The following is a 26,288-nucleotide window of genomic DNA, read 5'->3' on the forward strand; positions in this document are numbered from 1 at the left end:
ATGTTCGATGCTGTGAGTGCCCACACAGATTGCTTGATTCAAATTGTTAAAGAGCGTCACGCTTGTCGCGTTGAGGAGGCGCATATTACGCCCCTTCACTTCGAAAGTCAAGCGGTTGTTTTCGCTTTTCTTTCGGCGCCCACTTCGCTAGGAAGCTGGCTCATCAGTTCGGCGTGTTCCGCCGTGCTGGTAGGGGCGCATTATAGGGAGCCGCGCCGGGATGACAAGAGGAAAACTGCAAAAAATGGCACTTTTTACAGTTTTTCGGTTCAACCGTTGCTTTATTAAACAAAAGCCCCGCATCGGCGGGGCTGTTTCGGGCAAAAAACCCTTAATTCACATCACACTGCTACCTTTTTGACCAGAATTCGCGGGCAAAGCTGCGTACCTTTTCCCAATCGGTAAACTCAATGTCCTTACTGGTATCGGTACTGCCACCGGTAATCCTCATGATCAGCTGGATGATACGAGTCTGCCACCAGTTATAGCGGGAGTACTGCAGCGCACCGGCAAAGACGCCCAGGGTTTTCGGCTTCCAGGGAGAGAGGCGCAGGAACTTCTTCATATAGGCATTGGTTTGCGGCGTCTGCTTCTCTGGCTTGCGGGCCGTCAGGTTGACACAGAAGAAGGCCGCATTGGCCACCTCCAACTGCTCCTGATGAGCGTGAATAAAGCTGAACAGGCTGGGGTGGAAGTTGCCATAACGGATAGAGGCGCCGATCAAGACCTTGGCATACTTGCTGAGGTTGCACATCGGCAAGGTGTGCAGGTCGTGCATCACCACTTCGCATCCCGGCATCTGCTCCAGCATGACATCGACTATTTTGCGGGTTTGGCCATCCCGAGAGGAATAAAGCACCAGAATCTTGTCCATAACAACCTCAACTACGCCAGAATGCAGGAGTAAACAGTACCAGAAGCGTGAAAATTTCCAATCGGCCAAACAACATAGCCAACACCAGTACCCACTGGGCCGCTGGCGAGATATTGCCGAAGTTGGCTGATACCTCTCCCAAACCCGGACCTACGTTGGTGAAAGCCGCAGCCACAGCGGTGAATGCGGTCACTTCGTTCAGCCCCGTCATCAGCAACAGCAGCATGAACATAAAGAAGAGAATAATATAGGTGGCGAAGTAGCCCCACACCGCCTCGACGATGCGCTCGGGCACCGCCCTATTCCCCAGCTTCAAGGTATAGATGGCTCTGGGGTGAACCAACCGCTTCAACTCGCGCATCCCCTGCATGAACAGGATCATAAAACGCATCACCTTGATACCGCCGCCGGTACTGCCCGCACAACAGCCAATAAATGCTGAGAACATCAGCAGCATGGGCAGGAACGAGGGCCAGTCGGCATAGGTCGTGGTGCTATAGCCGGTGGTGGTACCCAGAGAGACCGCTTGGAACAGGCCATGGTTGAGCGCCTCTTGCCAAGTGGCGTAGTGTCCGTGGGTCAGCAAGGCGACAAAGCAGATCATCACCAGGGTCGCCTGGATGGCCAGAAAAACCTTGAGTTCAGAATCGTAAAGGTAGCGACCGAGCCGCACCGGGCGGTGAGAGAAGACGGTAAAGTGGAGCGCAAAGTTCACGCTGGCCAGCAGCAGGAACACCACGGTAATAAGGTTGATGACCGGACTGTTGAAGAATCCGATGCTGGCATCGTGAGTGGAGAAGCCACCGACCGACAGAGTCGAGAACGAATGGCACACTGCATCGAACAACGTCATTCCGGCGAGCCAGTATGCCAAGGCACAGAGCGCGGTCAGCAGCAGATAGATGAACCAGAGCGCCTTGGCCGTTTCGGCGATACGCGGCGTCACCTTGGTATCCTTCACCGGCCCCGGGATCTCGGCGCGATAGAGCTGCATGCCCCCGATACCCAGCAGTGGCAGAATGGCCACCGCCAGTACGATGATCCCCATCCCCCCCAGCCACTGCAGCAACTGGCGATAGAACAGAAACGCCTTGGGCAGATTATCGAGCCCGGTCAGTACCGTTGCGCCAGTGGTGGTCAGGCCGGAGAAAGATTCGAAGAAGGCCTCCGAGACCGACATGTCCGGCACGTCGCTCATGATGAAGGGCACAGCCCCCACACTGCCCAGCACAGTCCAGAACAGCACCACGATGAGGAAACCCTCTTTCGAGCGCATCTCCTTCTTGTGATAGCGATTGGGAAACCAGAGCACCACACCGAGCAGCAGGGCGATCAGAAAAGAGCTGACGAACTCGGCACCACCACCATCCCGATAGCCAAAGGCCACCAGTGCAGGCAACAGCATGGTCGAGCTGAACAGCGCAACCAGCAGGCCAACAATGCGAATAATGCTCAGAATGTGCATTACAGCTCCCTTTCCCCAATTAAAGAGCGATGGATTCTAGCCATCTAAGGGGCTGAGGGATACCCGCCCATGAGTCCGGTCGGTCAATTCACGGTCCACCTGAGCCCAAACCGAGGACTCCCACGCCACCTGCAAGGTGACCTGCTGACCGTAATCCGCCGCCAGCAATTCGCCATTATGGCTACTGATCAGCGACTCGACAGTTCCCATGTCACCGTAATCGCAGTGAATGAGAGAGGGAGTGCGCGGCACCTTGAGCAGGGTGGGCAATTGCTTGAGAGCGGCACCAACACCGCCCCCATAGGCTTTGACCAGTCCACCGGTGCCAAGCTGGATGCCGCCGTAGTAACGCACTACCACGGCGCAGATTTCACCGAGCCCCGAGCCCATCAACTGGGCTAGGATCGGCTTGCCCGCAGTACCGGAAGGTTCGCCGTCATCGCTGAAGCCATAAACCTGACTATCTTGCGGCGCACCAGCCACAAAGGCCCAGCAGTGGTGGCGAGCGGCCGGATGTTGGCGTTTTATCTCGTTGACCCACCCCTTGGCCGCCTCGACGGTCGGGGTGTGGGCGATCAGGGTAATGAAGCGACTCTTCTTTATCTCTTCGGTCAACTCCAGCGGGGCAGCCGGAATGGAGTACGCTGCCGCCATCAGAGTCCTGCTTGTCTGGTCATGTTCTCCACCCCGTTGGCGTGCAGCACCACGTTGTCTTCGATGCGGATGCCGCCGAACGGACGCAGCGCCTCCACCTTGTTCCAGTTGACCCGCTTGCCCTGTTCGCCCTGACGCAGCGGCTCCAGCAAACTGTCGATGAAGTAGAGCCCCGGCTCGATGGTGAACACCTGATCAACCTCCATCACCCGGGTGCAGCGCAGATAGGGGAACAGCTCGGGCGCCGCCAGATGAGTGCCGCGCTCATCCTGCATGAAACCGCCCGCATCGTGCACCTGCAAACCGAGGAAGTGGCCGAGGCCGTGAGGGAAGAAGACGTTGGTCACCCCGGTGTTGATCATCTCGTCTACCGACATGTCCACCAGCTCGGTCGCTTGCAGCAGGCGCGCCAGCTTGTGGTGCATCTGCAGATGCAGCTCGCTGTAACGACGACCCGGCTTGATCTCCTTGATGATCTCCTGCTGCTGCTCGTCGAGGGCAGCAATCAGATCGGCAAACTCGCCACGCCGCCACGCCCAGGTGCGGGTGATGTCGGAGGCATAACCGTGAAAATCGACGCCGGCATCGATCAGGAAAGAGTGGCGCTCCGCATCGGGCACCCGCACGGCAGACAAATGAGTGTAGTGAAGGATGGCCGCATTGCGGTTGATGGCGACGATATTGCCGTAGGGAGCCTCATTGGCCCCCTGCCCGACCGCCTTCATGTAGGCCAGATTGATCTCGAACTCGCTCGCCCCCGCCATAAAAGAGTCCTTGGCGGCGATATGGCCGCGAACGCCGATCCGGTTCGCCTCGCGCAGACACTCCAGCTCGTAGGGGGTCTTGTAGGCACGGTGATAGTGCAGGTAGTTGAGCACCGCCTCGGGATTGGGCTGGGTCAGCCCCAGCAGCTCGGCCACTTCCAGATGGCCCCCCATATAGGCCCACTCCTGCTTGTTGGCAGGCAGATGGTCGGCCACCTGTTCCGGCCGGGTCAGGAAACGGATATCGAAGAACTCGACCCAGAAGGCATTGGGCAGATCCGCTACCTTGTGCCAGAAATCCACCGGGCGGTAGAACAGCAATACCGGTTTGTTCACCCCGTCCACCAGCAGCCAGCAGTGGGGATTGTCCAGCACCGGCAACCAGGCCTTGAAGTGCGGGTTTACCTTGAACGGGTAATCCTGATCATCGAGGAAGATGCGGTGGGTCTGGCCGGAGTGGATGGCCAGTCCGCTAAGCCCCTGTTGTTGCAGAATGTCGCGGGTGCGCTGCTGCAAGGTATCGAGGTGCTGGGCAAAAAGTTGGCTGTAGCTGCTCATGGCGTCCTGCTCCGAGGTGAATGTGATTGCAGCATAACATCAAGCGCTTGGCGGCTCGACCCGTCAAGCTGCCGCTTCGTGAGGTAACGCATACGTTACAAACGTGTTTGTTATCAACAGAAAACCAATCATTAACAAATCAAAAACAATTCAATACACTGCCGGTAGATACATGAAGTCAGGGATTACTCATGGACAACCTCTGCCTGTGGCAACCGGATCCGCTCGGGATGCAGCAATCCAACCTCTACCGTTTTATGGCGGAGGTGAACCGTTTCCACGGCTTGCAGTTGCAGAACTACCCGCAGCTTTATCAATGGTCGGTGGAGAAGACCACCCGTTTCTGGCCGCTGGTATGGCAGCACTGCGGCGTCAAGGGCGAGCTCGGCAACATAGTGGCGGAGAACCGTCAGGATATGCAGCGCACCCGCTGGTTCCCCGATAGCCGCCTCAACTTCGCCGAAAACCTGCTGCGCCGTCAGGACGAGAGCCCGGCTATCATCTCCCGCATCGAAGGTAGCCCAAGCCGCACCCTGAGCTGGGGTGAACTGAGTGATCAGGTTGCCCGGCTGGCTCAGTGGCTGCGTCATCAGGGGATTGGTCGTGGCGATGTGGTTGCCGCCTATCTGCCCAATATTCCGGAAACCGTGGTTGCCATGCTGGCAACCACCAGTCTGGGGGCGATCTGGACCTCCACCAGCCCCGACTTCGGTGAAGCCAGCGTGGTAGAGCGCTTCGGCCAGACTCGGCCGCGGGTGCTGTTTGCGGTGGATGGCTATCGCTACAACGGCAAAGCTATCGATATTCAGGACAAAGTAGTAGGGGTCGTCAGCCAGATCGGCAGCATAGAGCAGACGGTGATGATCCCCCTGCTCGGCAACCCGCTGCAGCTTGGCCACAACTGGCAGCAAGTGCTGGCGAGCCAGCCGGACGCCAGCCTCCAGTTCGAGTCCATGGCTTTCAACGACCCGCTCTATATCCTCTATTCATCCGGCACCACCGGCAAACCCAAGTGCATCGTGCACGGCATCGGCGGCACCCTGCTGCAACATCTGAAAGAGCATCAGCTGCACTGCGACATCAAGCCGGGGGAGCGGATCTTCTATTTCACCACCTGTGGCTGGATGATGTGGAACTGGCTGGTAAGCGCCCTCGCCTCCGGCGCCACCCTGGTGCTCTACGACGGCTCGCCGTTTTACCCGGATGGCAACGTGCTGTGGGATCTGGCCCGTGACGAGCAGGTCAGCTTGTTCGGTACCTCGGCCAAATATCTTGATGCGCTGCACAAGCAGGGCTACGCCCCCATCAACAGCCACGACTTGCCGCACTTGCGGCTGATCTGCAGCACCGGCTCCGTGCTGTCGCCGGAGGGGTTTGACTACGTCTACCAGCAGATTAAGCAGGATGTGCAGCTCAGTTCCATCTCCGGCGGTACCGACATCTGCTCCTGCTTCGTCATCGGCAACCCGCTCAGCCCTGTCTATCGCGGCGAGAGTCAGGGGCGCGGCCTCGGTCTCGCGGTGCAGGTATTCAACGAAGCGGGTCAGCCGGTGCAGGGGGAGAAAGGCGAGCTGGTCTGCACCAAGCCGTTCCCGGCTCAGCCCATCTACTTCTGGGGCGACGAAAATGGCGACAAATACCACGCCGCCTACTTCGAACGGTTCGACAACATCTGGTGTCACGGCGACTGGATCGAGCTGACCCCGACCGGCGGCATTCTGTTCTATGGCCGCTCCGACGCCACCCTCAACCCGGGCGGCGTGCGCATCGGCACCAGCGAGATCTACCGCTATGTCGAGCAGCTGGACGAGGTGGAGGAGAGCATTGTCATCGGCCAGCAGTGGCAGCAGGACGAGCGGGTGGTGCTGTTCGTCAAGCTCAAGGCGGGTTACAGGCTGGACGAACCGCTGCGCGAGCGCATTCGTCAGCAAATAAAGCAACACTGCACCGCCCGCCACGTGCCCGCCCGCATCCTGCAGGTGGATGCCATCCCCCGCACCAAGTCCGGCAAGATCGTCGAACTGGCAGTGCGGGAAGTGGTACACAACCGACCGGTCAACAATACCCATGCCCTCGTCGATCCCGAGGTGCTGAACCAGTATCGCAACCGGCCGGAACTGGCCAGTTGATAACAAACTCACATCTATCCGGGGCGCCGCAAGGCGCCTCTCTTTTGCCCGTTTTGTGATGAAGAGCTTTTACTCGAGACCTGTTAAACAAATGTTTTAAATAGGTGTTGAAAATGTCTCCTTTTGGATCAATAGTGAGCCTCGCCCCCTGCTGGGGATTAAGGAGCACCACTCCCCACTGAGTGGGAACAAGGAGACACTCTCATGATCTACCAAGGCGAAACCCTGTCGGTCAGCTACCTCGAAAACGGCATCGCCGAGCTGAGGTTTGATGCCCCGGGTTCAGTCAACAAGCTGGATCGCGCTACCCTGCTCTCCCTGAGCGAAGCGATCGCCGCATTACAACAAGAACGTGAACTAAAAGGTCTGATCCTCACCTCCGGCAAAGACGCCTTTATCGTCGGTGCCGACATTACCGAATTCCTGGAACTGTTCGATCTGCCGCAAGAAGATCTGCTCGGCTGGCTGAAAAAGGCCAACGACATCTTCAATGCCATCGAAGATTTGCCGGTCCCGACCCTCTCCGCCATCAAGGGCCACGCCTTGGGCGGCGGCTGCGAGACCATCCTCTCCACCGACTTCCGTCTGGCTGACACCACCGCCAAAATCGGCTTGCCCGAGACCAAACTCGGCATCATGCCGGGCTTTGGCGGCACCGTCCGTCTGCCGCGGGTAATCGGCGCCGACAACGCGCTCGAGTGGATCACCACCGGCAAGGATTACCGTGCCGATGACGCCCTCAAAGTGGGCGCCATCGACGCCGTGGTCGCTCCGGATGCACTGCAGAGCGCTGCGCTGCAGATGATCAAAGACGCCATCGCGGGCAAGCTGGACTGGCAGAGCCGTCGCGCCGCCAAGAAAGCCCCGCTGCGCCTCTCCAAACTGGAAGCCATGATGAGCTTCACCACCGCCGCCGGCATGGTTGCCGCCGTGGCGGGCAAACACTATCCGGCGCCGATGACTGCGGTGAAAACCGTCGAGGCCGCCGCAGGTATGGGCCGTGACGAGGCGCTGGCCGTTGAGGCGCAGGGCTTTATCAAGCTGGCCAAGACCGATGTCGCCAAGGCGCTGGTCGGTATCTTCCTGAACGACCAGCACATCAAGGCGCTGGCCAAGAAGGCGGCCAAGCAGGCTGCTAAGGCCACTAGCCACGCCGCCGTACTGGGTGCCGGCATCATGGGGGGCGGCATCGCCTACCAGTCTGCCAGCAAGGGCATTCCGGCGGTGATGAAGGATATCAACGAGAAGGCACTGGCACTTGGCATGGGCGAAGCCACCAAGCTGCTCAACGGCCAGCTCGAGAAGGGCCGCATCGACGGCATCAAGATGGGCCAGGTGCTCTCTGCCATCACCCCGACCCTCAGCTATGACAACGTCAAAGGCGTGGACATCGTGGTCGAAGCCGTGGTCGAGAATCCCAAGGTGAAAGCCGCCGTACTGGGCGAAGTGGAAGGGATCATCGGCGAAGACGCCGTGCTCGCCAGCAACACCTCCACCATTCCCATCTCCCTGCTGGCCAAGGGGCTGAAGCGCCCGCAGAACTTCTGCGGCATGCACTTCTTCAACCCGGTGCACCGCATGCCACTGGTGGAGATCATACGCGGCGAGCAGACCTCCGACGAAACCATCAACCGCGTGGTGGCCTATGCCGCCGCCATGGGCAAGTCGCCGGTCGTGGTCAACGACTGCCCGGGCTTCTTCGTCAACCGGGTGCTGTTCCCCTACTTCTTCGGCTTCAACAAACTGGTTGCCGATGGCGCCGACTTTGCCGCCGTCGACAAGGTAATGGAGAAGGAGTTTGGCTGGCCCATGGGCCCCGCCTATCTGCTGGATGTGGTCGGCATCGACACCGGCCACCACGCCGGCGACGTGATGGCACAGGGTTTCCCGGCACGCATGAGCAAGGAAGGTCGCACCGCCATCGACGTGATGTACGAGGTCAACCGCTTCGGTCAGAAGAACGGCAAGGGCTTCTACGCCTACGAGCAGGACAAGAAGGGCAAGCCGAAGAAGGTGGCCGACGCCGCTAGCTACGAGCTGCTGGCCCCCATTGCCAAGCCGAAACAGGATTTCGACAAGGACGCCATCATCGCTCGCATGATGATCCCGATGATCAACGAGGTGGTGCTCTGTCTGGAAGAGGGCATTGTTGCCACGCCAGCCGAAGCCGACATCGCGCTGGTCTACGGTCTGGGCTTCCCTCCCTTCCGCGGCGGCGTGTTCCGCTATCTGGACACTATCGGTCTGGATCGCTACGTGGCCATGGCCGACCAGTATGCCGATTTGGGCCCGCTCTACCGCGTCAGCGACCGCTTACGCGAGATGGCCGCCCAGGGCAAAACCTTCTACTGATTGCGGAAAGGAGATCCATTCATGAAAGACGTAGTCATTGTCGACTGTATCCGGACCCCGATGGGCCGGTCCAAGGGCGGCGCCTTCCGCAACGTGCGTGCAGAAGATCTGTCCGCGCACCTGATGAAATCCATCCTGCTGCGCAACCCCAACCTCGACCCGAACGAGATCGAGGATATCTACTGGGGCTGCGTACAGCAGACCCTGGAGCAGGGCTTCAACATCGCCCGCAACGCCGCGCTGCTGGCCGGTATTCCGAAGCAGGTAGGGGCGGTTACCGTCAACCGCCTGTGTGGCTCCTCCATGCAGGCGCTGCACGACGCCTCCCGCGCCATTCAGGTGGGTGATGGGGATATCTTCATCATCGGCGGCGTCGAGCACATGGGCCACGTGCCGATGAGCCACGGCGTTGACTTCCACCCCGGCATGGCCAAGTCGGTGGCGAAAGCCTCCGGCATGATGGGGTTGACCGCCGAGATGCTCGGCAAGCTGCACGGCATCAGCCGCCAGCAGCAGGACGAGTTTGCCGCCCGCTCCCACCGCCGTGCCCACGCCGCCACCGTGGAAGGACGTTTTGCCAAGGAGATCGTCGGGCTGGAAGGCCATGACGCCAGCGGCGCCCGCTTCTTCTACGACTACGACGAGGTGATCCGTCCGGAGACCACGGTCGAAACTCTGAGCCAGCTGCGGCCGGTGTTTGACCCGGTCAACGGCACCGTCACCGCCGGCAGCTCCTCGGCCCTGTCCGATGGCGCAGCCGCCATGCTGGTGATGAGCGCGGATCGCGCCAAGGCCCTCGGCCTCACGCCGCGCGCCAAGGTACGCGCCATGGCCATCGCCGGCTGTGACGCCGCCATCATGGGTTACGGCCCGGTACCGGCCACCCAGAAGGCGCTCAAACGTGCCGGTCTGACTGTCGGTGATATCGACCTGTTCGAGCTGAACGAGGCGTTTGCCGCCCAGTCCCTGCCTTGCGTGAAGGATTTGGGTCTGCAGGATCTGGTAGACGAGAAGGTAAACCTGAACGGCGGCGCCATTGCGCTGGGCCACCCCCTCGGCTGCTCCGGTGCCCGCATCTCCACCACCCTCATCAATCTGATGGAGGAGAAGGATGCCACCCTGGGGGTTGCCACCATGTGTATCGGTCTGGGTCAGGGCATCGCCACCGTGTTTGAACGGGTGTGATAACCAGCCGGATCGACGGGATGCACTACTGAGAGTTGTCCCTTTTCGGGGCCAGTCTGACTGGCCCCTTTTCAAGTCTGTGACGATCGCCACACGGGGTGCTCGTCAGTGGTCAGAAGCTGTCTGTTGGCCGTCCCGTTTGGGTCGGCCTTTTTTCGTTTTAATCTTATCAATAGGCTGTTATTGCCTTAAACCTCACATTAGATAGGGGGCTTGCTTGCTTTTTACTCCCCCGACAGGTTCAATCTGCACAAAAAAATGGGTGGATGCACATACATATGTCAATGAGCAAACAACTGCTGATCGTCGATGACGACCAAGAGATCCGCGAGCTGCTCAATGAGTACCTGACCCGGGCGGGCTTTCAGGTATTGACGGCGGCGGAGGGCAACGAGATGCGCCAGCAACTCGCCCAGCACAGCCCGGACCTGATTATTCTGGACATCATGATGCCCGGCGAGGACGGTTTTACCCTCTGCCAGCAGATCCGTCGTGACTCCCAGGTGCCCATCATCATGCTGACCGCCGCCTCCGACGAAGCGGACCGGGTGATCGGCCTGGAACTCGGCGCCGACGACTATATCGCCAAGCCGTTCAGCCCCCGCGAACTGCAGGCCCGCATCAAGGCGCTGCTGCGCCGCGCCGAATTCCGCCAGCCGGAAAAAGAGAAAGAGCCGAGCCGCCGTCTGCGTTTTGCCGAGTGGACCCTCGACACCCTGAGCCACCAGCTGACCCACGAGGATGGCAGCCTGCTGGACCTCTCCGGCAGCGATGCCATGCTGCTCGGCATGTTCCTGCAACAGCCCGGCGTGGTGCTGGATCGCGACACCATCTCGGATGCCACCCGCGGCCGCGAAAGTCTGCCGATGGAGCGCGGCATCGACGTACAGATCAGCCGTCTGCGCCAGAAGCTGGGCGACAACGGCAAGAGCCCGCGCATCATCAAAACCATCCGCGGTAGCGGCTACATGCTGATCGCCGAGGTGCACGAACTGCCATGAGCAACAAGTGGTCCTGGGGGGCGCTGGTGCCCCGCTCCCTGTTGTCACGGATGATCCTGCTGCTGTTGCTGGCCATCCTGCTCTCCCAGACCATTCTGACCGGCATCTGGATGCAGCAGATCCAGAAGCGGGAGCTGGAGGGGATGCTCAGCACCACCCGCAACCTCGCCATGTCTGCCGCTTCCACCGTCAGTTTCTTCAAATCCCTGCCGCTGCAGTATCGCCATATCGCGCTGGACCAGCTGCGCAACATGGGGGGCAGCCGCTTCTTCGTCTCGCTCAATGAGGAAGAGATCCACATCAACGCCATCCCCGACAGCGAGCGCAAGACGCAGGTGCTGGAGGAGGTGCAGGGAGTGCTGACCCGCAAGCTCTCCGACGCCATGGCGATCAAGGTGGATTTCTCCCGACCCGATGACCTCCACGTCTTCAACAACGACACCCTGCTGGCGGATCTCCCCTCCTCCTGGGCCCGCTACACCCTGTCGCTGGAGCCGCTCAATCCACCGGTACTGGTGACCCAGATCGAGATTGAAAAAGGGGAGTGGCTCTATCTGGCGGCCCTGCTGCCCGCCCCCTACATGACCCTCGACGATACCGTGATGCCGAGCAATCAGGTGCGCTTTATCGCCCTGATGACGGTGTTCCTCTGCTTCTTCACCTTTATGCTGGTGCGCTGGCAGACCCGCCCGCTGCGCCGTCTCGCCAAGGCGGCGGTCAATCTGGGCAAGGATATCGATCAACCCTCGCTCAAGGAGGAGGGTGCCTCCGAGATCGTAGCGGCGACCCGTGCCTTCAACATCATGCAACACCGCATCCGCCGTTATATCGATGATAGAGAGCGGCTGTTCAGCTCGATTTCCCACGACCTCAAGACCCCCATCACCCGACTGCGACTGCGGGTCGAACTGCTCGACGACGAGGTGCAAATCGCCAAGTTCAACAAGGATCTCGACGAACTGGAGCTGATGGTGAAGGGGGCGCTGCAGACGGTCAAAGAGACAGATATTCACGAGAATATCGAGGAGATCGACATCAATGCCCTGCTGGAGCAGATGGCGGAGTCGATGAACCTGCACGACGAGCGGCTGACCATCGAAGGGCACTGCAAGTGGCCCTACCGCGGCAAGCTGCTGGCGCTCAAGCGCTGCATCGGCAATCTGGTAGACAACGGCATCAAGTACGGCCAGCGGGTGCGCATCATCATCATGGATGACGAGGAGATGCTGATCCTCTTCATCATGGATGAGGGCCCCGGCCTGCCGGACGATCAGTTCGAGCGTATCTTCGAACCCTATTACCGGCTCAGTACCGATCAGGCTGGCACCGGCCTCGGCCTTGGCATCGCCCGCAACATAGCCCACGCCCACGGTGGCGATCTGGTGCTGGAAAACCGTCCGCAAGGTGGCCTGCAGGCCACGCTCTCCCTACCAAGGCAGTAACCTTATGAAGTGGTTGTCTTTTTCTGTCATCGCCCTGCTCTCTGCTCCCGTTGCCGCCTCCCAGGTGGAAGTGCTGCACTGGTGGACGTCCGGCGGCGAAGCGAAAGCGGTCGAAGTGCTCAAATCCGAGTGGACCAAACAGGGCAACCAGTGGAACGACTTCGCGGTACAGGGCGGCGGCGGCAAGAGCGCCATGACGGTATTGAAGAGCCGGGCGCTGGCGGCCAACCCGCCCGAAGCGGCCCACCTGAAGGGTTACGAGCTCAAGGAGTGGGCCGGGCTCGGCTTTTTGCGCGATCTCACCCCTATGGCCGAGCACCTCGGCTGGTACAGCCAGATGCCGCCCATGGTGCGTGCCACCCTCAGCCAGAATGGCGCCCTGATGGCGGTGCCCACCGGCATCCACCGGGTCAACTGGCTGTGGCTCAACCGCAAGATCTTCGAGCGCAATAAGCTGACTCCGCCCACCGACTGGGCCCAGTTTGTCACCGTCGCCGACCAGCTTAAAAAACGGGGCATCACCCCGCTCGCCATTGGCAACGAGCCCTGGCAGCTGGCAGTGTTGTTTGAAACGGTGGCGCTCGGTGAGGGCGGTAAAGAATTCTATCGCAAGGCGTTCCTCGAGCAGGACAGCGCCACCCTGACCGGCCCCGACATGGTGCAGGTGTTGACCCGTTTCCAGCAGCTGCGCGCCTATGTGCCGCAAAAATACGCCGGTCTGAAGTGGCATCAGGCCACCAATCTGCTGGAGAGCGGTGGCGCCGCCATGCAGGTGATGGGCGACTGGGTGAAGGGTGAACTGAGTGCCGGTAACTACCGGCCGGGTGAGGATATCGCCTGCCTGCCGAGCCCGGGCAGCGCCGGACTGTTCAGCTATAACCTCGACTCCATCGCCATGTTCAAACAGCGGGATCCGGCCCAGTTGCAGGCGCAGGGGGATCTGGCCCAGCTGCTGATGACGCCGCAATTCCAGGAGGAGTTCAATCGGGTGAAGGGGTCTATTCCAGCTCTGACCAATCCCGACATGAGCAAGTTCGACCGCTGCGCCGTCCGTTCCTATCAGGATTTCCTGCTGGCGGAAAAGCAGGACAACCTGCTGCCCAGCATGGCGGAAGGGATGGCGACGCCGACCAATATGCGGCAGGCGATCCTCGATGTGCTGAGCAACTTCTTCAACGACCCCAAGGCCAACCCGGAGCAGACGGCGCTGCATCTGGAGCGGGCGATGCGCTCGACCCGCTGATTCGGGCACATTACCAAACGGCAGAAATGACAAAGGCGGAATTGCTCCGCCTTTGTTGTTGAATCGTCATCCGATTCAGGATTGATCGTTCTCGTCCTCATCCTCGTCATAGTAATCGCTGAGCTCGATCCAGAGCCCCAACCCGACCATCACCATGGAGCCGAACCAGGTACCGGTGTTCCCGATCGGGCTGCCCATCACTATCATGGCGAAGGACAAGAACCCCATGCCTGCATAGGCTTGTAATCTGCCGTAGGAGACCTGCATATTCACCTCCTTGTTGAATATGGTTCAATTTTTATATTACTCGTCCGGCGCAAGCTGGATAGGGCCGAATAACATTTCGGTTACATATGCTGGTTAATGGGGCGTTTGTTTGATTATTTTTTAGCCCTGAGTATCATTGGCAGCCGAATAGGTTGAAGGTTGATAATAGATGAGTGATTTATTCTGCGGCGCAACCCACGAGTTGGACGCAATCGGGCTTCGTTGCCCGGAACCCGTTATGATGGTTCGCAAGAAAGTGCGGCTGATGGCGGATGGCGAGACCCTGCTGGTCAGTGCCGACGATCCTTCAACCACCCGCGACATCCCCAGTTTCTGCCGCTTTATGGATCACACCCTGGTCGCCAGCGAGACAGAGCAGGCCCCCTACCGCTACCTGATCCGCAAGGGTCAATAAGCCCCCGTACCGGAGCACTCCATGACAACCATTACCCGAATCGGCACCACCCAGCGTTGGTCAGACGTGGTCATTCACAATGGCACCCTCTACGTGGTGGAAGTGCCCGTCAGCGAAGAGGCCGACATCCACCAGCAGACCCGCGAAGTGCTGGCAAGCCTGCAGCGCCTGCTGGAAGGCAACGGCTCCGGCGTCGACAAGATCCTGATGGCCAATATCTATCTCAAAGACATTGGTGACATCGCTGCCTTCAACGAGCAGTGGGATGCCTGGATCCCGGCTGGCACAGCCCCCGTACGCGCCTGTGTACAGGCCCGTCTGGCCCACGAAGGCTACAAGGTGGAAGTGCAGCTGACTGCAGCTGTCTAAGAGGCGCTTATCCCCGCCCCCTCTCCCACAAGGGAAAATGGAGCAAACAACAGGGCGCCATTGCCAGCAACGGCTCCAATAGAAAGGCCCCGCCATCACTGGCGGGGCCTTTTCGTTACCGAAACCTAAGCGACTTAGGCGGTCGGGGTCAGGGTAATGGTCACGCGACGGTTCTGGGCTTTGCCAGCGGCGGTGCTGTTGGTAGCAACCGGCTGATCCGGGCCCACGCCGGTGGTGGAGATGCGGCTGCCTGCTACGCCCTGACCAATCAGCTGAGCGGCAACGGCATCGGCACGATCGCGGGAGAGCTTCATGTTCAGCTCGCGGGAACCTGTGCTGTCGGTGTGACCGACCACGTTCAGGCGGGTCTTGTCGAACTCGGCAACCACCATGGCCACACCGGAGAGGGTGTTGGCACCGGCCGCTTTCAGCTGGGAGCTGGAGCTGTCGAAGGTCACGTTGTTCGGCATGTTGAGGATCAGCTCATTGCCATTGCGGGTCACGCTGACGCCGGTGCCCTGCAGCTTCTCGCGCAGCTTGGCTTCCTGCACGTCCATGTAGTAGCCGATACCGCCACCCAGCGCCGCGCCGGCAGCAACGCCGGTAAGGATGCCCTTCTTGCGGTCACCCTTGCTGGAGGAGAGCGCACCTACGGCCGCACCGGCAGCGGCGCCAGCCAGCGCGCCCCAGGCACCTTTGGAGGTCTGGGATTCACCTGTGTAGGGGTTGGTGGTACAGCCGCTCAGGGCAACGGTCAGTGCCAGAGCTGGCACCAGGATCTTGGCTCGCATGAAAAAACCTCTGTGAAAACAATCCGGCACCATGCCGGGGGCCGGATTGTAACGCGCTGGCACGCCATTGTCTGACGCAAGCCTGAACAGATGGCGAGAGTGATGTTTTTTTGGGCAATCGAAGGGTTGTCAGCGCGGCAACTGACACTCGGCGTGGCAAGGACAGCTGACCAGATGATCGTTCACCATTCCCACCGCCTGCATAAAGGCGTAACAGATGGTGCTGCCGACGAAGTTGAAGCCGAGCTTCTTGAGCGCTTTCGACATGGCATCCGACTCCGGCGAGGTCGCCGGAATATCGCCATTGCCCTGCCGCTGGTTGACGATGGGGGCGCCGCCAACAAAGCCCCACAGGTAGTCGGAGAAGTCGATCCCCTGCTCCTGCAACGCCAGATAAGCGCGGGCATTTCTGATGATCGACTGCACCTTGAGCCGGTTGCGGATAATGCCGGTGTCCTGCATCAACCGCTCCACATCCTGCTCGTCGAACCGGGCAATCTGCACCGGATCAAAGTCGGCATAGGCGCGGTAATAGCTCTTGGTGCGCTTGAGGATGGTGATCCACGACAACCCCGCCTGCTGGCCGTCGAGGCAGAGCTTGGCAAACAGCTCGCGCGAGTCATAGACCGGCCTGCCCCACTGTTTGTCATGGTATTCAATGTATTCCGGGTCTTTGGTCACCCAGGCGCAGCGCAGTTCCATTTCCTCTCCCTCGTTATTTCAGCGGTGTGCCCGACCCTGCCCACTCTGCAGGCGGCACTGCTCACATCATATACCGGTCATCCCGCCCGACCAGCCACAGCGCAGCACCATCCCGCGAATCCGCTGCAATTTCGCCTATTATCCGACCATGCCAGACGGTATACTCCCTCGGTTCACATTCAGCAAATCTTGCTCTGATTTTCACTTCGCGCGAAAAAAATTATGCAAAAATTCGATGTCAAAACCTTTCAGGGCCTGATCCTGCAGCTGCAGGACTATTGGTCCCGCCAGGGCTGTACCATCATTCAGCCGCTGGATATGGAAGTGGGTGCCGGTACTTCCCACCCCATGACCTGTCTGCGTGCCCTGGGCCCGGAGCCCATCGCCTGCGCTTACGTGCAACCGTCCCGCCGTCCGACTGACGGCCGCTACGGTGAAAACCCGAACCGCCTGCAGCACTACTACCAGTTCCAGGTGATCATCAAGCCTTCCCCCGACAACATTCAGGAACTCTATCTGGGCTCCCTGAAAGAGCTGGGCATGGACCCTGAAATCCACGACATCCGCTTCGTGGAAGACAACTGGGAAAACCCGACTCTGGGTGCCTGGGGTCTGGGTTGGGAAGTGTGGCTGAACGGCATGGAAGTGACCCAGTTCACCTACTTCCAGCAGGTTGGCGGCCTCGAGTGCAAGCCGGTCACCGGAGAGATCACCTACGGTCTCGAGCGTCTGGCCATGTACATTCAGGGCGTGGACAGCGTCTACGATCTGGTCTGGTCTGACGGCCCGCTGGGCAAGACCACCTACGGCGACGTGTTCCACCAGAACGAAGTGGAGCAATCCACCTACAACTTCGAACACGCCGATGTGGAGTTCCTGTTCCACTGCTTCGAGCAGTACGAGAAGGAAGCCCAGAATCTGCTGGCACTGGAAAAACCGCTGCCGCTGCCTGCCTACGAGCGCATCCTCAAAGCCGCTCACTCCTTCAACCTGCTGGATGCCCGCAAGGCCATCTCGGTCACCGAGCGTCAGCGCTACATCCTGCGCATTCGCACCCTGACCAAGGCCGTGGCAGAGGCATACTACGCCTCCCGCGAAGCGCTGGGCTTCCCTATGTGTCAGCGCAGTGAGAACAAGCAAGGTTAAGGAACGGACATGGCACAACATACATTTCTGGTAGAGATCGGTACTGCTGAGCTGCCGCCCAAAGCCCTGCGCTCCCTGGCCGAAGCCTTTGCCGACAACTTCAAAGCCGAACTGACCAAGGCCGATCTGGCCTTTGGCGACGTCGAGTGGTTTGCTTCACCGCGCCGCCTGGCGCTGAAGGTAAGCGAGCTGGCTGGCGAACAGCCGAGCAAGAGCGTCGAGAAGCGCGGCCCGGCCGTGGCTCAGGCGTTCGATGCCGAAGGCAAACCGACCAAGGCTGCCGAAGGCTGGGCCCGTGGCAACGGCATCACCGTTGAGCAGGCCGAGCGTCTGGTCACCGACAAGGGTGAGTGGCTGGTTCACACCGCCAAGGTCGAAGGCCGTCCGGCGAAAGAGCTGCTGGGCGAACTGGTCGCCTCCGCACTGGCCAAACTGCCGATCCCGAAAATGATGCGCTGGGGCGACAAGACCATCCAGTTCGTGCGTCCGGTCTTCACCGTGACCCTGCTGCTGGATGGCGAGCTGGTTCCCGCCCACATTCTGGGTATCGACTCTGCCCGCACCCTTCGCGGTCACCGCTTTATGGGCGAGAGCGAATTCACCATCGACAACGCCAGCCAGTACCCGCAGATCCTGCAGGAGCGCGGCATGGTGATTGCCGACTTTATGGCGCGCAAGGCCAAGATCAAGGCTGACGTCGAAGCGGCTGCTGCCGCCTTCGGTGGCGTGGCCGATCTGGACGACGCCCTGCTGGAAGAAGTGACCGCACTGGTCGAGTGGCCGGTGGTGCTGACCGCCAACTTCGAAGAGAAGTTCCTGGCCGTGCCGGCTGAAGCGCTGGTGCACACCATGAAGGGTGACCAGAAGTACTTCCCGGTCTACGACAAGAGCGGCAAGCTGCTGCCGAAGTTCATCTTCGTCACCAACATCGAGTCCAAAGACCCGAGCCAGATCATCAGCGGCAACGAGAAGGTGGTTCGCCCCCGTCTCTCTGACGCCGAGTTCTTCTTCAAGACCGACCTCAAGCAGACCCTGGCCTCCCGCCTGCCGCGCCTTGAAACCGTGCTGTTCCAGCAACAGCTGGGCACCGTCAAGGCCAAGGTCGAGCGTATCGAGACCGTCGCCGGCTTTATCGCCGAGCGCATCGGTGCCGACGTGGCTCAGGCCAAGCGTGCCGGTCTGCTCTCCAAGTGTGACCTGATGACCAACATGGTCGGCGAGTTCACCGACACCCAGGGTGTCATGGGGATGCACTACGCCCGTCACGATGGCGAAGACGAAGCAGTGGCCGTGGCCCTCAACGAGCAGTACATGCCGCGCTTTGCCGGTGATGCCCTGCCGTCCGGTCTGGTTGCCTGCGCCGTCGCGCTGGCCGACAAGTTCGACACCCTGGCCGGTATCTTCGGCATCGGCATGCTGCCGAAGGGTGACAAGGACCCGTTTGCCCTGCGTCGCGCCGCCATCGGTGCCCTGCGCATCATGACCGAGAAGCAGCTGGATCTGGATCTGGTTGAACTGGTTGAAGAAGCGGTACGCGTCTACGGCGACAAGCTGACCAACAAAACCGTCGTCACCGACGTGGTCGACTTTATGCTGGGCCGCTTCCGCGCCGCCTATCAGGACGAAGGCATCGGTGCCGACGTGGTGCTGGCCGTACTGGCCCGCCGCCCGACCCGTCCGCTCGACTTCGATCGTCGCGTCAAGGCCGTCAGCCACTTCCGCACGCTGGATGCCGCACTGGCCCTGGCTGCCGCCAACAAGCGCGTGAGCAACATTCTGGCCAAGGTCGAGGTTCCATTACCCACTGCCGTCAAACCGGAACTGCTGGTCGATGCCGCCGAGAAGGCGCTGGCTACCCAGGTTGCCGAACTGCAAGCCGAACTGGCCCCGCTGTTCGCCGCCGGTGACTATCAGGCTGCCCTCACCCGTCTGGCCGCCCTGCGCGAGCCGGTCGACACCTTCTTCAATGAAGTGATGGTGATGGCCGACGACGAGGCCCTCAAGGCCAACCGTCTGGCACTGCTGAACAACCTGCGCAACCTGTTCCTGCAAGTCGCGGATATCTCCCTGCTGCAGTGATGTTGGTTGGGTGAGTGATATAAAAAACGGCGCCGTTAAGGCGCCGTTTTTTTATTGAATACACAGCGATTAGAAATGCAATAGAACCACAATTTAAGGAAAATGATCGCTACATGCGCACTTAAGATATAATCGATTTTGGCTCTTACATACGATGAAAAATGAGAATGTTCTAATTTTCACTATTCTTTTATCGTACTAAATTCTGATATGATTGTGGTGTTAATAACTCAATGAGCAGGTAATAGAAATGGGTAATCCTGAGCGACTTGCAATGATGAAGAATTGCTCTATAGAAAACAAAAATCTACCAATCAGAATTGAAAGTGTTGATGCTTTAAAATTAGCAATTAGTTTGACATTCAATAGAAGTGATAAACATATAAAATCAGTGCTGATATTTAATAATGAAAACCCAAACACTCTGTTTAATTCACTTACACATAGCGATGTAGAAAGAAACATTGTTGACTTCTTATCTGAAAAAGATGCAAAAATATCAATCATAACGAATGAAAAAGAGAGAGTGAAATCATCTACCATCTACCATAAAGAGAATAAAAGTAAGATAGAGATCCTCTCTATTAATCAAAAAATGATAAGTACTCTTGAGGAAGGGAAACCTCATAAAATGAAAAGTTTACTACTAGGAGATAACGAGACTCTTATTGTAGGTGATTTTACATCACCAGATTTCACAGAGTCTCTATATGTTAATTTTTTTGATGTAAATAGTTCTGAACTATTAAATAACTATTTTAATGGATTAAAGGACTTTATTCTCAATGGTGGAGAGTTCAAAAAATGAGCCAAGCTAGCACATCAACGCTATATTTGCTTAGTAACTTTTCCTCATTATTTGAAGTCGCGGTTGGTCTTAATCTTGTTTTTTCCATGTGGGATAGCCTGAGAAATCAAGCCGTTGAGCGCTTGAAAAAAATATCCGATGAACTTGAGAAAAATCTTGAGCTGAATTTAGGTGTTAATTATAAAGATAGTCGATGCGCACAAAAATTTGCAGAGAAAAAGAATGAGCAACTTCAGCGTTTAGAAAAACTATCTCAAATTGCAAAAATTGTTGGCCTGTTAATAACTTCAGCAATAATGCTTTTGTTGTCCTGTCTTGGTTATTTACCAGAGATAGCATTTTCATTTTGGCAAATAGCCTTAGCCATTGTACTGTCAACATTAACATCACCTAGTTTCCTTCTTTGGGGGAATATTCAAGCAAAAAGAAGTAGAGCTATTTTGGAAGAACACCAAAAACAACAAGAAACCACCTTTCTTGATATACAGGAATTTACTACAGGAAAATAGCCTTCACCTCGTATGTACAGATCTAGTTATCACCTGACACCGGCCTCAAACCGGTGTCTTGTTTACGCTACTTTAGGACCGTAGGTTCGATTAGCCGTCAGGCGTAATCGGACATTCGCGTAAATGGATTCTCCCGCCATCAAAACCAAATTCTCACCTACGGCTGGCCGCCTCTATTGCACGGCCACAACCGTAATCAAAGCCTCTCGTTCGTCCGATTACGCTTCGCTAATCGAACCTACAGGGGGGTAATGAGCTGTTATCATTTGAGACAGTGCCCAGCGCCGCCACGCCCAAGAGGAAAGTCATGGATATACCTGCCGCCCCGTCCCCCGCCATCTGCCAGCTGTGTCAGGAGAAAGCAGATCTCGACTTCGACTTCACCATGGCCTTTCAGCCCATCGTCGATTGCAGCCAGCGCACCATCTTCGGTTACGAGGCACTGGTGCGGGGGATCAACAACGAACCGGCGCAGAGCGTGATTGCCCTGGTCAATGACGACAACCGCTACCGCTTCGACCAGCTGTGCCGGATCAAGGCCATCGCGCTGGCGGCACGGCTCGGTATGAAGGGGATGCTGAGCATCAACTTTCTGCCCAATGCGGTCTACCGCCCGGAGCGCTGCATTCGCACCACCCTGCAGGCGGCCCGCGAGCACCTCTTCCCCATCGAGCAGATCATGTTCGAGCTGACCGAGGTGGAGCAGGTGCAGAATAGCCAGCATCTTCGCGGCATCGTCGATCACTATCAGGCGCTCGGCTTCAAGACGGCGATCGATGACTTTGGCGCCGGTTACTCGGGCCTCAACCTGCTGGCCGATTTTCACCCCAACATCGTCAAACTCGATATGCACCTGCTGCGCGGCATCGACCAGGACCCGACCCGGCAAGCCATATTGCGCCACTCTCTGGCGCTGTTTGCCGAGTTGCAGATCACCCCGCTGGCGGAGGGGATCGAGAGCCGCGAAGAGATGGCCTGCCTGCAGGAGATGGGCGTCAGCCTGATGCAGGGCTATCTGTTTGCCCGCCCCGGCTTTGAAAACCTGCCCGAAGTGGATTTCGCCAGCCTGTAAGCAAATCGGCCTGCCCTGCTCTCCTCATCCTATACCCGCCAGAATAAGAAAACGGACACCCGAGGGTGTCCGTTTTTATGTCATATCACCTTGCCCCGAGGGGCTGTGTGCTGACGGTTTACAGATAGCTCTCATCGACGCCGATATGAGCCAGCGCAGCCAGTTCGAGCGGTGTCAGCTGGCTAGCGGAGTCGATCATGGTCGGCTCGCCACGGGCGGACCCAGGCAGTTGCAGCCGCTCCTTGAGCGCATCGGTCAGGCTGCCCACCAGATTGCCCATGCGGGTCAGGCGGGAGACCAGCACGGCCTCAGGGCTGCTTTCGCTATCGGCAAAGCCGGAGACCTGAGCCACCGCGAAGTCGCAGATAGCCCTGGCCCGATCACCAAAAGCCCCTTCCAGCTGTTGCAGCACCTGCCGTGCCTCGCTGTCGCCGAGACGCCCCAGCTCCGCCTGCATATGGCCGGTGTCAAAGCGCAGCCGCGCCCCGGCATCGAGCCGATCCTCCGGCTTGCCAGCAGTATGGTCAACCCACGCCTGATCGGTCTGACCGGCAAACTGCATCAGGCCGCCCAGCACCAACCGCTGGTTGGGGCGCGCCGAGGCGAGACTGTCGAGGGCATGACCAAGGGAAGATCCCTTGGCGTCGCTGCCGCTGGCCAGAGAGAGCGCCAGAGTACGCAGGGTTTGCAGATCGCCGCGGGTCTGCAACTTGGCCATGTGGGAACTGTTGATGGAGCCATCGGCAATGTGTTGATGCAGGGCGTTGAGATCGCTGCTGCTCAGGGTCACCTCGGTCGAAGTTTGATCCCGCAGCAGGTAGCTGGCCTGATAGCTGATAAGATCCAGCGCCAGCTTGTAACCGGTGGCCGGAGTCTGGCGGCCCATGGCGACCTGTTCGCGAGCAGCCCCTTTGCTCTCACCGCTTTGGGCGGACGTCGCCTCCGCAGTGGTGGTCGCGCTTTGCGCCAGTTCGCCAGCGATTTCAACCTTGACGGCCCGCTGCAGGTCGGCCACTTCACCCATCGCGGTGTGCAGCTGGCTCATCGCCTCCTGCAGCAGTTCGGGGGTGGCGCTGGCGAGCAGCTCGGTCACATTGCCTCCCACAGTGCCCCACTGCTGGAGCGGGATACCAGCGATGGGGCGAGCCAGCAGCCCGGCAGCCAACTCACGAAGCTGCGGCTGCTCGGAGCCGATGACAACGGCCTGCAACGCGGTGCAGAGCGAGCGCAGTGGGCCGTTGCCGGTCGCCAGAGTGGCGTGCTCCTTGCCCAGTTGTTCGGCGGCGATGTTGTTCAACACGTCCGCCTTGGCAAAGCCACCCAGCGAGCTACCAAATGCAGCCTGCTTCATCAGACGCTGAAGATCCTCGGGGGACGTGGCGGTTTGCGCCTTCGGCGCAGCGGCACTCTTGCCGCTCCCCAGCAGGTTGCCAATCCACTCTTTGATGGCCACGAACGGACGGGCCAGTTGGGCCCCCAATCGCGAGAGCAGCCCCTGCCCTTTCTGCGGTTCGCTGCGGTTGCCCAGCAAGATCGCATCTTGTCCGGTGGCGACCTGACGCGCCTCCAGCTGGCCCATCTGGCCAACCCCTGTGGTTGCATCACTGTGGTGAGCGACGGCCTGTGTGCCGACGGTGTTTGCTTGAATCTGCATGATGATTGTCTTCTTGTGATGTTTCGCCGCCAGTCTAGGAGAGGCCATCAACAGGGACTATCGGGATTGGTCGCGATTTTTGTACTGAGCGCAGCGTGCTATCTCGCTGACCGACAACCTAAAAAAAGAGAGAGCCACCAACTTGCACTGAGCCCCTATAGCCCACTCCCGCCAGAATAAAAAACGGACACCCGAGGGTGTCCATTGGTATCAGTTTTCGTGCTATCTGGTCACGCCAGATCGAGGCCGCGCATCTTCAGACGGATATCAACCTCTTGCGGCTTGTCGGCACCGCCCGACCCTCTTGCCAAATCCAACGCATCCAGCAGCCCCTTGCTATGGCCACTTTCTTCCCCCAGCTTGGCCTCTTCCAGTACCCGCCTGGTGACTCCCCGCTCATCTTTGGCACTCAGCAACACCCGCATATCCGTCGCCTTGTTATAGAGGATCTCCTGCTCATCCCCTTCAACGGATATGTCGCTGACATCGATCCCCGAGCGGCCAAATACCGTGGAAATAGTGCCTGAACCACCAAAGTTGATGGCTACTTTGGGATCCCGGGAGGTAGAGAAATAAGCGGCATCATGACCGACTTGCCCCTCTGTCACCCCGCTGAACGCATCGCCACCGTGGGTACCGCGGAAGGTCTTGACCAACTGCTCGGCGGGAGTGCTTTTTTCAAAAGCAGCAGACATGCCCTGATCGATCAACGCTTGCCCTGCATCCAGCTGCTTTTCCTGACGCAGCGAGCGATTCAGGTGCTGGTACTCACCATTGGTGTAGAGCCCAAGCGCCATGACTTCAGCATCGCTGTAAAGACCGTGGGGCTGTTCACCCAGATATTGTTCAGCCTCCAGGCCAAATTGATTCTGCAAGCCCTCAGCCAGCACCTTGTCGGCAGGCTCACCTTTAACTTCGCTCTCGACGGCATAGCGTAATTGGGCAACCTCATGCATCAGGTCGTTCAATCCGGCAGCAACCTCACCGAGTTGATCCTGCGTGGCAGAGCTCACCCATTCGCTGGCCTGCCTGCCCGTGGTACCCCATTGCTGCAGAGCAATCCCGCCCAAATTCAGTTCAAGCAGGCGGGCGGCCTGATGAGTGGTTGCCTCGATTTTTGATCCATCACGAATACCGCTCAGGGCAGTGACCAAGGAACGCAGAGCACCGTTGCCAGTCGCCAGCGTGGTGTGGTCCTTGCGCAGTTGTTCAGCATTGATACTTTTCAGCTCGCTTGTCTTGTCGAGCGCGCTCAGGGTATAGGGCAGTGCCTTTTGCAAAAAAAGACGTTTCTGATCCGCCATGGAGAGGTTTTCTGCTACCTGAGTCTTCGGCGCAGCGGCACTCTTGCCGCTCCCCAGCAGGTTGCCGATCCACTCTTTGATGGCCACAAACGGGCGGGCCAGTTGGGCCCCCAATCGCGAGAGCAGCCCCTGCCCTTTCTGCGGTTCGCTGCGGTTGCCCAGCAAGATCGCATCTTGTCCGGTGGCGACCTGACGCACCTCCAGCTGGCCCATCCGGCCAACCCCTGTGGTTGCATCACTGTGGTGAGCGACGGCCTGTGTGCCGACGGTGTTTGCTTGAATCTGCATGATGATTATCTTCTTGTGATGTTTCGCCGCCAGTCTAGGAGGGGCCATCAACAGGGACTATCGGGATTGGTCGCGATTTTTGTACTGAGCGCAGTGCGCTATCTCGCTGACCAAAAAGCTAAAAAAAGAGAGCCACCATTAACAGTGCCGCTGGCGGTGACCTGCTCTAATGGCGCCATCATCAATCTGGAGCCATCAATGAACTCTCTTTATCACGCCGCCATCCACCAGCTGTTTCTCTCCCTCTCCCTGCCTGCGCCGCAACAGGAGGAGAGCGTCACCAGCCTGCAGATCGGCGAACTGACCTGTCACCTGACCGAACACCCGGCCGACTATCTGCTGATGTTTACCCGCCTCGACGCGGCCACCAGCGCTCAGGCCGCCGCCCAGAACCTCTTCAGTCAGGACCCGTGCAAGCCGGTACTGGGTTTCGATACCGAGAGCCTGACACCGGTACTGTGGAGTCGTCAGCCCTTGCAGCAGCTGGATCGCACCCAGATCCACCACCAGCTGGAACAGCTGGTGCACGCCGCCAGCGAGATTAACAAAGGGCAGGACGGCACCATCCGGCCTTGAGCCATTGGCGTGATCACACCCCACGTCACCATAGATGGATAACTATACCTATGGCCTGAGCAAACTGGGCAGCGGGCCCCCGGACTGGTATGGTTTTGCCATCAATTCATCAACGACCGAGATATCATGAAACGCAAAACCATGGCCCTGCTGCTGGGTACCCATCTGCTGGTCGCGGCGGCAGGCTTTGCCGCCGGTGTCTACACCCTGCCGATCCTGATCGCGCCACCCGCCCCTGATACCGAGCAGGTCGCGGCCAGCCAGCAGCAAGCGAGATTCCACGGCACCTTTCGCCGGGATCTGAAAGACAGCGATCGGCTGCACTGGGGGGAGGGCAAGGTGAGCATAGGGCCGGATGCCGTCAGCCTGATGGGCAAGCTGGCCCCCGGGCCGGACTACCAGCTCTACCTCTCCCCCGAGTTTGTCGAGACCGAAGCCGATTTTGCCCGCCTCAAGGATCAGATGGTGCGAGTCGGGCCGGTGAAGACCTTCGACAACTTTATCGTGCAGCTGCCCGCCACGATCGATCCGGCCCGCTACAGCAGCGTGATCGTCTGGTGTGAAACCTTCGGCCAGTTCATCACCGCCGCCCGTTATCAGGATCTGCGTCCGGAGCAGTAACCTCGCCCCTGACCCGCACC

25 protein-coding genes are annotated in these 26,288 nt (G+C 58.9%); 16 read left to right on the top strand and 9 right to left on the bottom strand.

Going from position 1 to position 26,288, the window contains the following annotated elements; translation table 11 throughout:
• On the top strand, nucleotides 1–288 hold a 288-nt coding region (locus ACW5XC_RS18000), incomplete at its 5' end, for a hypothetical protein (RefSeq protein WP_456516101.1).
• A gap of 61 nt (nucleotides 289–349) precedes the next feature.
• On the opposite strand, the gene hemG is transcribed toward ACW5XC_RS18000, so the two are convergent.
• From hemG to pepQ, 4 genes are read right to left on the bottom strand one after another with little or no spacing between them, the layout of a single operon-like run.
• Nucleotides 350–874: a menaquinone-dependent protoporphyrinogen IX dehydrogenase gene (gene hemG, locus ACW5XC_RS18005; protein WP_042054653.1), complete on the bottom strand. Its 525-nt coding sequence runs from the start codon at nucleotides 872–874 to the stop codon at nucleotides 350–352.
• Between the two features lie 7 nt (nucleotides 875–881).
• Nucleotides 882–2,339 (bottom strand): TrkH family potassium uptake protein, encoded by a 1,458-nt coding sequence (locus ACW5XC_RS18010; protein ID WP_005339482.1) that lies wholly within the window; start codon nucleotides 2,337–2,339, stop codon nucleotides 882–884.
• Nucleotides 2,340–2,375: 36 nt separating this feature from the next.
• Nucleotides 2,376–2,993, bottom strand: coding sequence for a YigZ family protein (locus tag ACW5XC_RS18015; protein WP_040069890.1), 618 nt, complete (start codon nucleotides 2,991–2,993; stop codon nucleotides 2,376–2,378).
• Nucleotides 2,993–4,315: a Xaa-Pro dipeptidase gene (pepQ, locus tag ACW5XC_RS18020; RefSeq protein ID WP_042054655.1), complete on the bottom strand. Its 1,323-nt coding sequence runs from the start codon at nucleotides 4,313–4,315 to the stop codon at nucleotides 2,993–2,995. The genes ACW5XC_RS18015 and pepQ overlap by 1 nt, the downstream gene beginning before the upstream one ends.
• Nucleotides 4,316–4,506: 191 nt before the next feature.
• On the opposite strand from pepQ, the gene ACW5XC_RS18025 reads away from it, so the two are divergent.
• From ACW5XC_RS18025 to ACW5XC_RS18050, 6 genes are all read left to right on the top strand, one after another.
• Nucleotides 4,507–6,444 carry an acetoacetate--CoA ligase gene (locus ACW5XC_RS18025; protein ID WP_042054656.1) on the top strand — a complete coding sequence of 646 codons (1,938 nt, stop codon included), beginning with the start codon at nucleotides 4,507–4,509 and terminating at the stop codon, nucleotides 6,442–6,444.
• 204 nt (nucleotides 6,445–6,648) lie between these two features.
• Nucleotides 6,649–8,796, top strand: coding sequence for a fatty acid oxidation complex subunit alpha FadB (gene fadB / locus ACW5XC_RS18030; RefSeq protein WP_074042697.1), 2,148 nt, complete (start codon nucleotides 6,649–6,651; stop codon nucleotides 8,794–8,796).
• A gap of 21 nt (nucleotides 8,797–8,817) precedes the next feature.
• Complete coding sequence (fadA, locus tag ACW5XC_RS18035; protein ID WP_005342451.1) at nucleotides 8,818–9,981, top strand: acetyl-CoA C-acyltransferase FadA; 1,164 nt, start codon at nucleotides 8,818–8,820, stop codon at nucleotides 9,979–9,981.
• 278 nt (nucleotides 9,982–10,259) lie between these two features.
• A complete protein-coding gene (locus ACW5XC_RS18040; RefSeq protein ID WP_042054661.1) occupies nucleotides 10,260–10,982 on the top strand; it encodes a response regulator in 723 nt (240 codons plus the stop codon).
• The gene (locus ACW5XC_RS18045; protein ID WP_042054662.1) at nucleotides 10,979–12,424 is read left to right on the top strand and encodes an ATP-binding protein; all 1,446 of its coding nucleotides are present in this window, start codon (nucleotides 10,979–10,981) and stop codon (nucleotides 12,422–12,424) included. Before ACW5XC_RS18040 ends, ACW5XC_RS18045 begins: the two co-directional genes overlap by 4 nt.
• A gap of 4 nt (nucleotides 12,425–12,428) precedes the next feature.
• Nucleotides 12,429–13,667 (top strand): ABC transporter substrate-binding protein, encoded by a 1,239-nt coding sequence (locus tag ACW5XC_RS18050; RefSeq protein WP_042054663.1) that lies wholly within the window; start codon nucleotides 12,429–12,431, stop codon nucleotides 13,665–13,667.
• Between the two features lie 75 nt (nucleotides 13,668–13,742).
• Here ACW5XC_RS18050 and ACW5XC_RS18055 read toward each other — a convergent pair whose 3' ends face one another.
• Nucleotides 13,743–13,934, bottom strand: a complete 192-nt coding sequence (locus ACW5XC_RS18055) for a hypothetical protein (RefSeq protein ID WP_005339471.1) — start codon at nucleotides 13,932–13,934, stop codon at nucleotides 13,743–13,745.
• A 169-nt stretch (nucleotides 13,935–14,103) separates the two neighbouring features.
• On the opposite strand from ACW5XC_RS18055, the gene tusA reads away from it, so the two are divergent.
• Nucleotides 14,104–14,349, top strand: a complete 246-nt coding sequence (tusA, locus tag ACW5XC_RS18060) for a sulfurtransferase TusA (protein WP_005339470.1) — start codon at nucleotides 14,104–14,106, stop codon at nucleotides 14,347–14,349.
• 21 nt (nucleotides 14,350–14,370) lie between these two features.
• Nucleotides 14,371–14,718: a RidA family protein gene (locus tag ACW5XC_RS18065; protein WP_042054665.1), complete on the top strand. Its 348-nt coding sequence runs from the start codon at nucleotides 14,371–14,373 to the stop codon at nucleotides 14,716–14,718.
• A 134-nt stretch (nucleotides 14,719–14,852) separates the two neighbouring features.
• On the opposite strand, the gene ACW5XC_RS18070 is transcribed toward ACW5XC_RS18065, so the two are convergent.
• Complete coding sequence (locus ACW5XC_RS18070; protein ID WP_042054666.1) at nucleotides 14,853–15,509, bottom strand: OmpA family lipoprotein; 657 nt, start codon at nucleotides 15,507–15,509, stop codon at nucleotides 14,853–14,855.
• Between the two features lie 129 nt (nucleotides 15,510–15,638).
• Nucleotides 15,639–16,211, bottom strand: a complete 573-nt coding sequence (locus tag ACW5XC_RS18075) for a DNA-3-methyladenine glycosylase I (RefSeq protein WP_042054667.1) — start codon at nucleotides 16,209–16,211, stop codon at nucleotides 15,639–15,641.
• A 222-nt stretch (nucleotides 16,212–16,433) separates the two neighbouring features.
• Here ACW5XC_RS18075 and glyQ point away from each other — a divergent pair, with 222 nt between their 5' ends.
• From glyQ to ACW5XC_RS18100, 5 genes are all read left to right on the top strand, one after another.
• On the top strand, nucleotides 16,434–17,357 hold the full coding sequence (glyQ, locus tag ACW5XC_RS18080) for a glycine--tRNA ligase subunit alpha (protein ID WP_005339464.1): 924 nt from the start codon (nucleotides 16,434–16,436) through the stop codon (nucleotides 17,355–17,357).
• A gap of 9 nt (nucleotides 17,358–17,366) precedes the next feature.
• Nucleotides 17,367–19,436 (top strand): glycine--tRNA ligase subunit beta, encoded by a 2,070-nt coding sequence (glyS, locus tag ACW5XC_RS18085; RefSeq protein WP_042054668.1) that lies wholly within the window; start codon nucleotides 17,367–17,369, stop codon nucleotides 19,434–19,436.
• A 250-nt stretch (nucleotides 19,437–19,686) separates the two neighbouring features.
• On the top strand, nucleotides 19,687–20,244 hold the full coding sequence (locus tag ACW5XC_RS18090; protein WP_143182626.1) for a hypothetical protein: 558 nt from the start codon (nucleotides 19,687–19,689) through the stop codon (nucleotides 20,242–20,244).
• Complete coding sequence (locus ACW5XC_RS18095) at nucleotides 20,241–20,753, top strand: hypothetical protein (RefSeq protein WP_143182627.1); 513 nt, start codon at nucleotides 20,241–20,243, stop codon at nucleotides 20,751–20,753. Before ACW5XC_RS18090 ends, ACW5XC_RS18095 begins: the two co-directional genes overlap by 4 nt.
• Before the next feature lie 307 nt (nucleotides 20,754–21,060).
• A complete protein-coding gene (locus ACW5XC_RS18100; RefSeq protein WP_042054671.1) occupies nucleotides 21,061–21,825 on the top strand; it encodes an EAL domain-containing protein in 765 nt (254 codons plus the stop codon).
• Between the two features lie 118 nt (nucleotides 21,826–21,943).
• Here ACW5XC_RS18100 and ACW5XC_RS18105 read toward each other — a convergent pair whose 3' ends face one another.
• Nucleotides 21,944–23,479, bottom strand: coding sequence for an ADP-ribosyltransferase (locus ACW5XC_RS18105; RefSeq protein WP_042054672.1), 1,536 nt, complete (start codon nucleotides 23,477–23,479; stop codon nucleotides 21,944–21,946).
• A 230-nt stretch (nucleotides 23,480–23,709) separates the two neighbouring features.
• Complete coding sequence (locus tag ACW5XC_RS18110) at nucleotides 23,710–25,071, bottom strand: ADP-ribosyltransferase (protein WP_042054673.1); 1,362 nt, start codon at nucleotides 25,069–25,071, stop codon at nucleotides 23,710–23,712.
• Nucleotides 25,072–25,269: 198 nt separating this feature from the next.
• On the opposite strand from ACW5XC_RS18110, the gene ACW5XC_RS18115 reads away from it, so the two are divergent.
• Together ACW5XC_RS18115 and ACW5XC_RS18120 are read left to right on the top strand one after the other, a co-directional pair.
• Nucleotides 25,270–25,647 carry a CesT family type III secretion system chaperone gene (locus tag ACW5XC_RS18115; RefSeq protein WP_019446305.1) on the top strand — a complete coding sequence of 126 codons (378 nt, stop codon included), beginning with the start codon at nucleotides 25,270–25,272 and terminating at the stop codon, nucleotides 25,645–25,647.
• Between the two features lie 126 nt (nucleotides 25,648–25,773).
• Nucleotides 25,774–26,268, top strand: a complete 495-nt coding sequence (locus ACW5XC_RS18120) for a DM13 domain-containing protein (RefSeq protein WP_042054674.1) — start codon at nucleotides 25,774–25,776, stop codon at nucleotides 26,266–26,268.
• The last annotated feature ends 20 nt before the right edge of the window (nucleotides 26,269–26,288 follow it).

The sequence above is a fragment of the Aeromonas sp. 25-AL00135 genome (genome assembly GCF_054052385.1).

Excerpts from the sequence above, each read along its gene's own strand:
- hemG (WP_042054653.1), bottom strand. The coding sequence starts at position 874 with ATGGACAAGATTCTGGTGCTTTATTCCTCTCGGGATGGCCAAACCCGC.
- ACW5XC_RS18010 (WP_005339482.1), bottom strand. The coding sequence starts at position 2,339 with ATGCACATTCTGAGCATTATTCGCATTGTTGGCCTGCTGGTTGCGCTG.
- ACW5XC_RS18015 (WP_040069890.1), bottom strand. The coding sequence starts at position 2,993 with ATGGCGGCAGCGTACTCCATTCCGGCTGCCCCGCTGGAGTTGACCGAA.
- pepQ (WP_042054655.1), bottom strand. The coding sequence starts at position 4,315 with ATGAGCAGCTACAGCCAACTTTTTGCCCAGCACCTCGATACCTTGCAG.
- ACW5XC_RS18025 (WP_042054656.1), top strand. The coding sequence starts at position 4,507 with ATGGACAACCTCTGCCTGTGGCAACCGGATCCGCTCGGGATGCAGCAA.
- fadB (WP_074042697.1), top strand. The coding sequence starts at position 6,649 with ATGATCTACCAAGGCGAAACCCTGTCGGTCAGCTACCTCGAAAACGGC.
- fadA (WP_005342451.1), top strand. The coding sequence starts at position 8,818 with ATGAAAGACGTAGTCATTGTCGACTGTATCCGGACCCCGATGGGCCGG.
- ACW5XC_RS18040 (WP_042054661.1), top strand. The coding sequence starts at position 10,260 with ATGTCAATGAGCAAACAACTGCTGATCGTCGATGACGACCAAGAGATC.
- ACW5XC_RS18045 (WP_042054662.1), top strand. The coding sequence starts at position 10,979 with ATGAGCAACAAGTGGTCCTGGGGGGCGCTGGTGCCCCGCTCCCTGTTG.
- ACW5XC_RS18050 (WP_042054663.1), top strand. The coding sequence starts at position 12,429 with ATGAAGTGGTTGTCTTTTTCTGTCATCGCCCTGCTCTCTGCTCCCGTT.
- ACW5XC_RS18055 (WP_005339471.1), bottom strand. The coding sequence starts at position 13,934 with ATGCAGGTCTCCTACGGCAGATTACAAGCCTATGCAGGCATGGGGTTC.
- tusA (WP_005339470.1), top strand. The coding sequence starts at position 14,104 with ATGAGTGATTTATTCTGCGGCGCAACCCACGAGTTGGACGCAATCGGG.
- ACW5XC_RS18065 (WP_042054665.1), top strand. The coding sequence starts at position 14,371 with ATGACAACCATTACCCGAATCGGCACCACCCAGCGTTGGTCAGACGTG.
- ACW5XC_RS18070 (WP_042054666.1), bottom strand. The coding sequence starts at position 15,509 with ATGCGAGCCAAGATCCTGGTGCCAGCTCTGGCACTGACCGTTGCCCTG.
- ACW5XC_RS18075 (WP_042054667.1), bottom strand. The coding sequence starts at position 16,211 with ATGGAACTGCGCTGCGCCTGGGTGACCAAAGACCCGGAATACATTGAA.
- glyQ (WP_005339464.1), top strand. The coding sequence starts at position 16,434 with ATGCAAAAATTCGATGTCAAAACCTTTCAGGGCCTGATCCTGCAGCTG.
- glyS (WP_042054668.1), top strand. The coding sequence starts at position 17,367 with ATGGCACAACATACATTTCTGGTAGAGATCGGTACTGCTGAGCTGCCG.
- ACW5XC_RS18090 (WP_143182626.1), top strand. The coding sequence starts at position 19,687 with ATGGGTAATCCTGAGCGACTTGCAATGATGAAGAATTGCTCTATAGAA.
- ACW5XC_RS18095 (WP_143182627.1), top strand. The coding sequence starts at position 20,241 with ATGAGCCAAGCTAGCACATCAACGCTATATTTGCTTAGTAACTTTTCC.
- ACW5XC_RS18100 (WP_042054671.1), top strand. The coding sequence starts at position 21,061 with ATGGATATACCTGCCGCCCCGTCCCCCGCCATCTGCCAGCTGTGTCAG.
- ACW5XC_RS18105 (WP_042054672.1), bottom strand. The coding sequence starts at position 23,479 with ATGCAGATTCAAGCAAACACCGTCGGCACACAGGCCGTCGCTCACCAC.
- ACW5XC_RS18110 (WP_042054673.1), bottom strand. The coding sequence starts at position 25,071 with ATGCAGATTCAAGCAAACACCGTCGGCACACAGGCCGTCGCTCACCAC.
- ACW5XC_RS18115 (WP_019446305.1), top strand. The coding sequence starts at position 25,270 with ATGAACTCTCTTTATCACGCCGCCATCCACCAGCTGTTTCTCTCCCTC.
- ACW5XC_RS18120 (WP_042054674.1), top strand. The coding sequence starts at position 25,774 with ATGAAACGCAAAACCATGGCCCTGCTGCTGGGTACCCATCTGCTGGTC.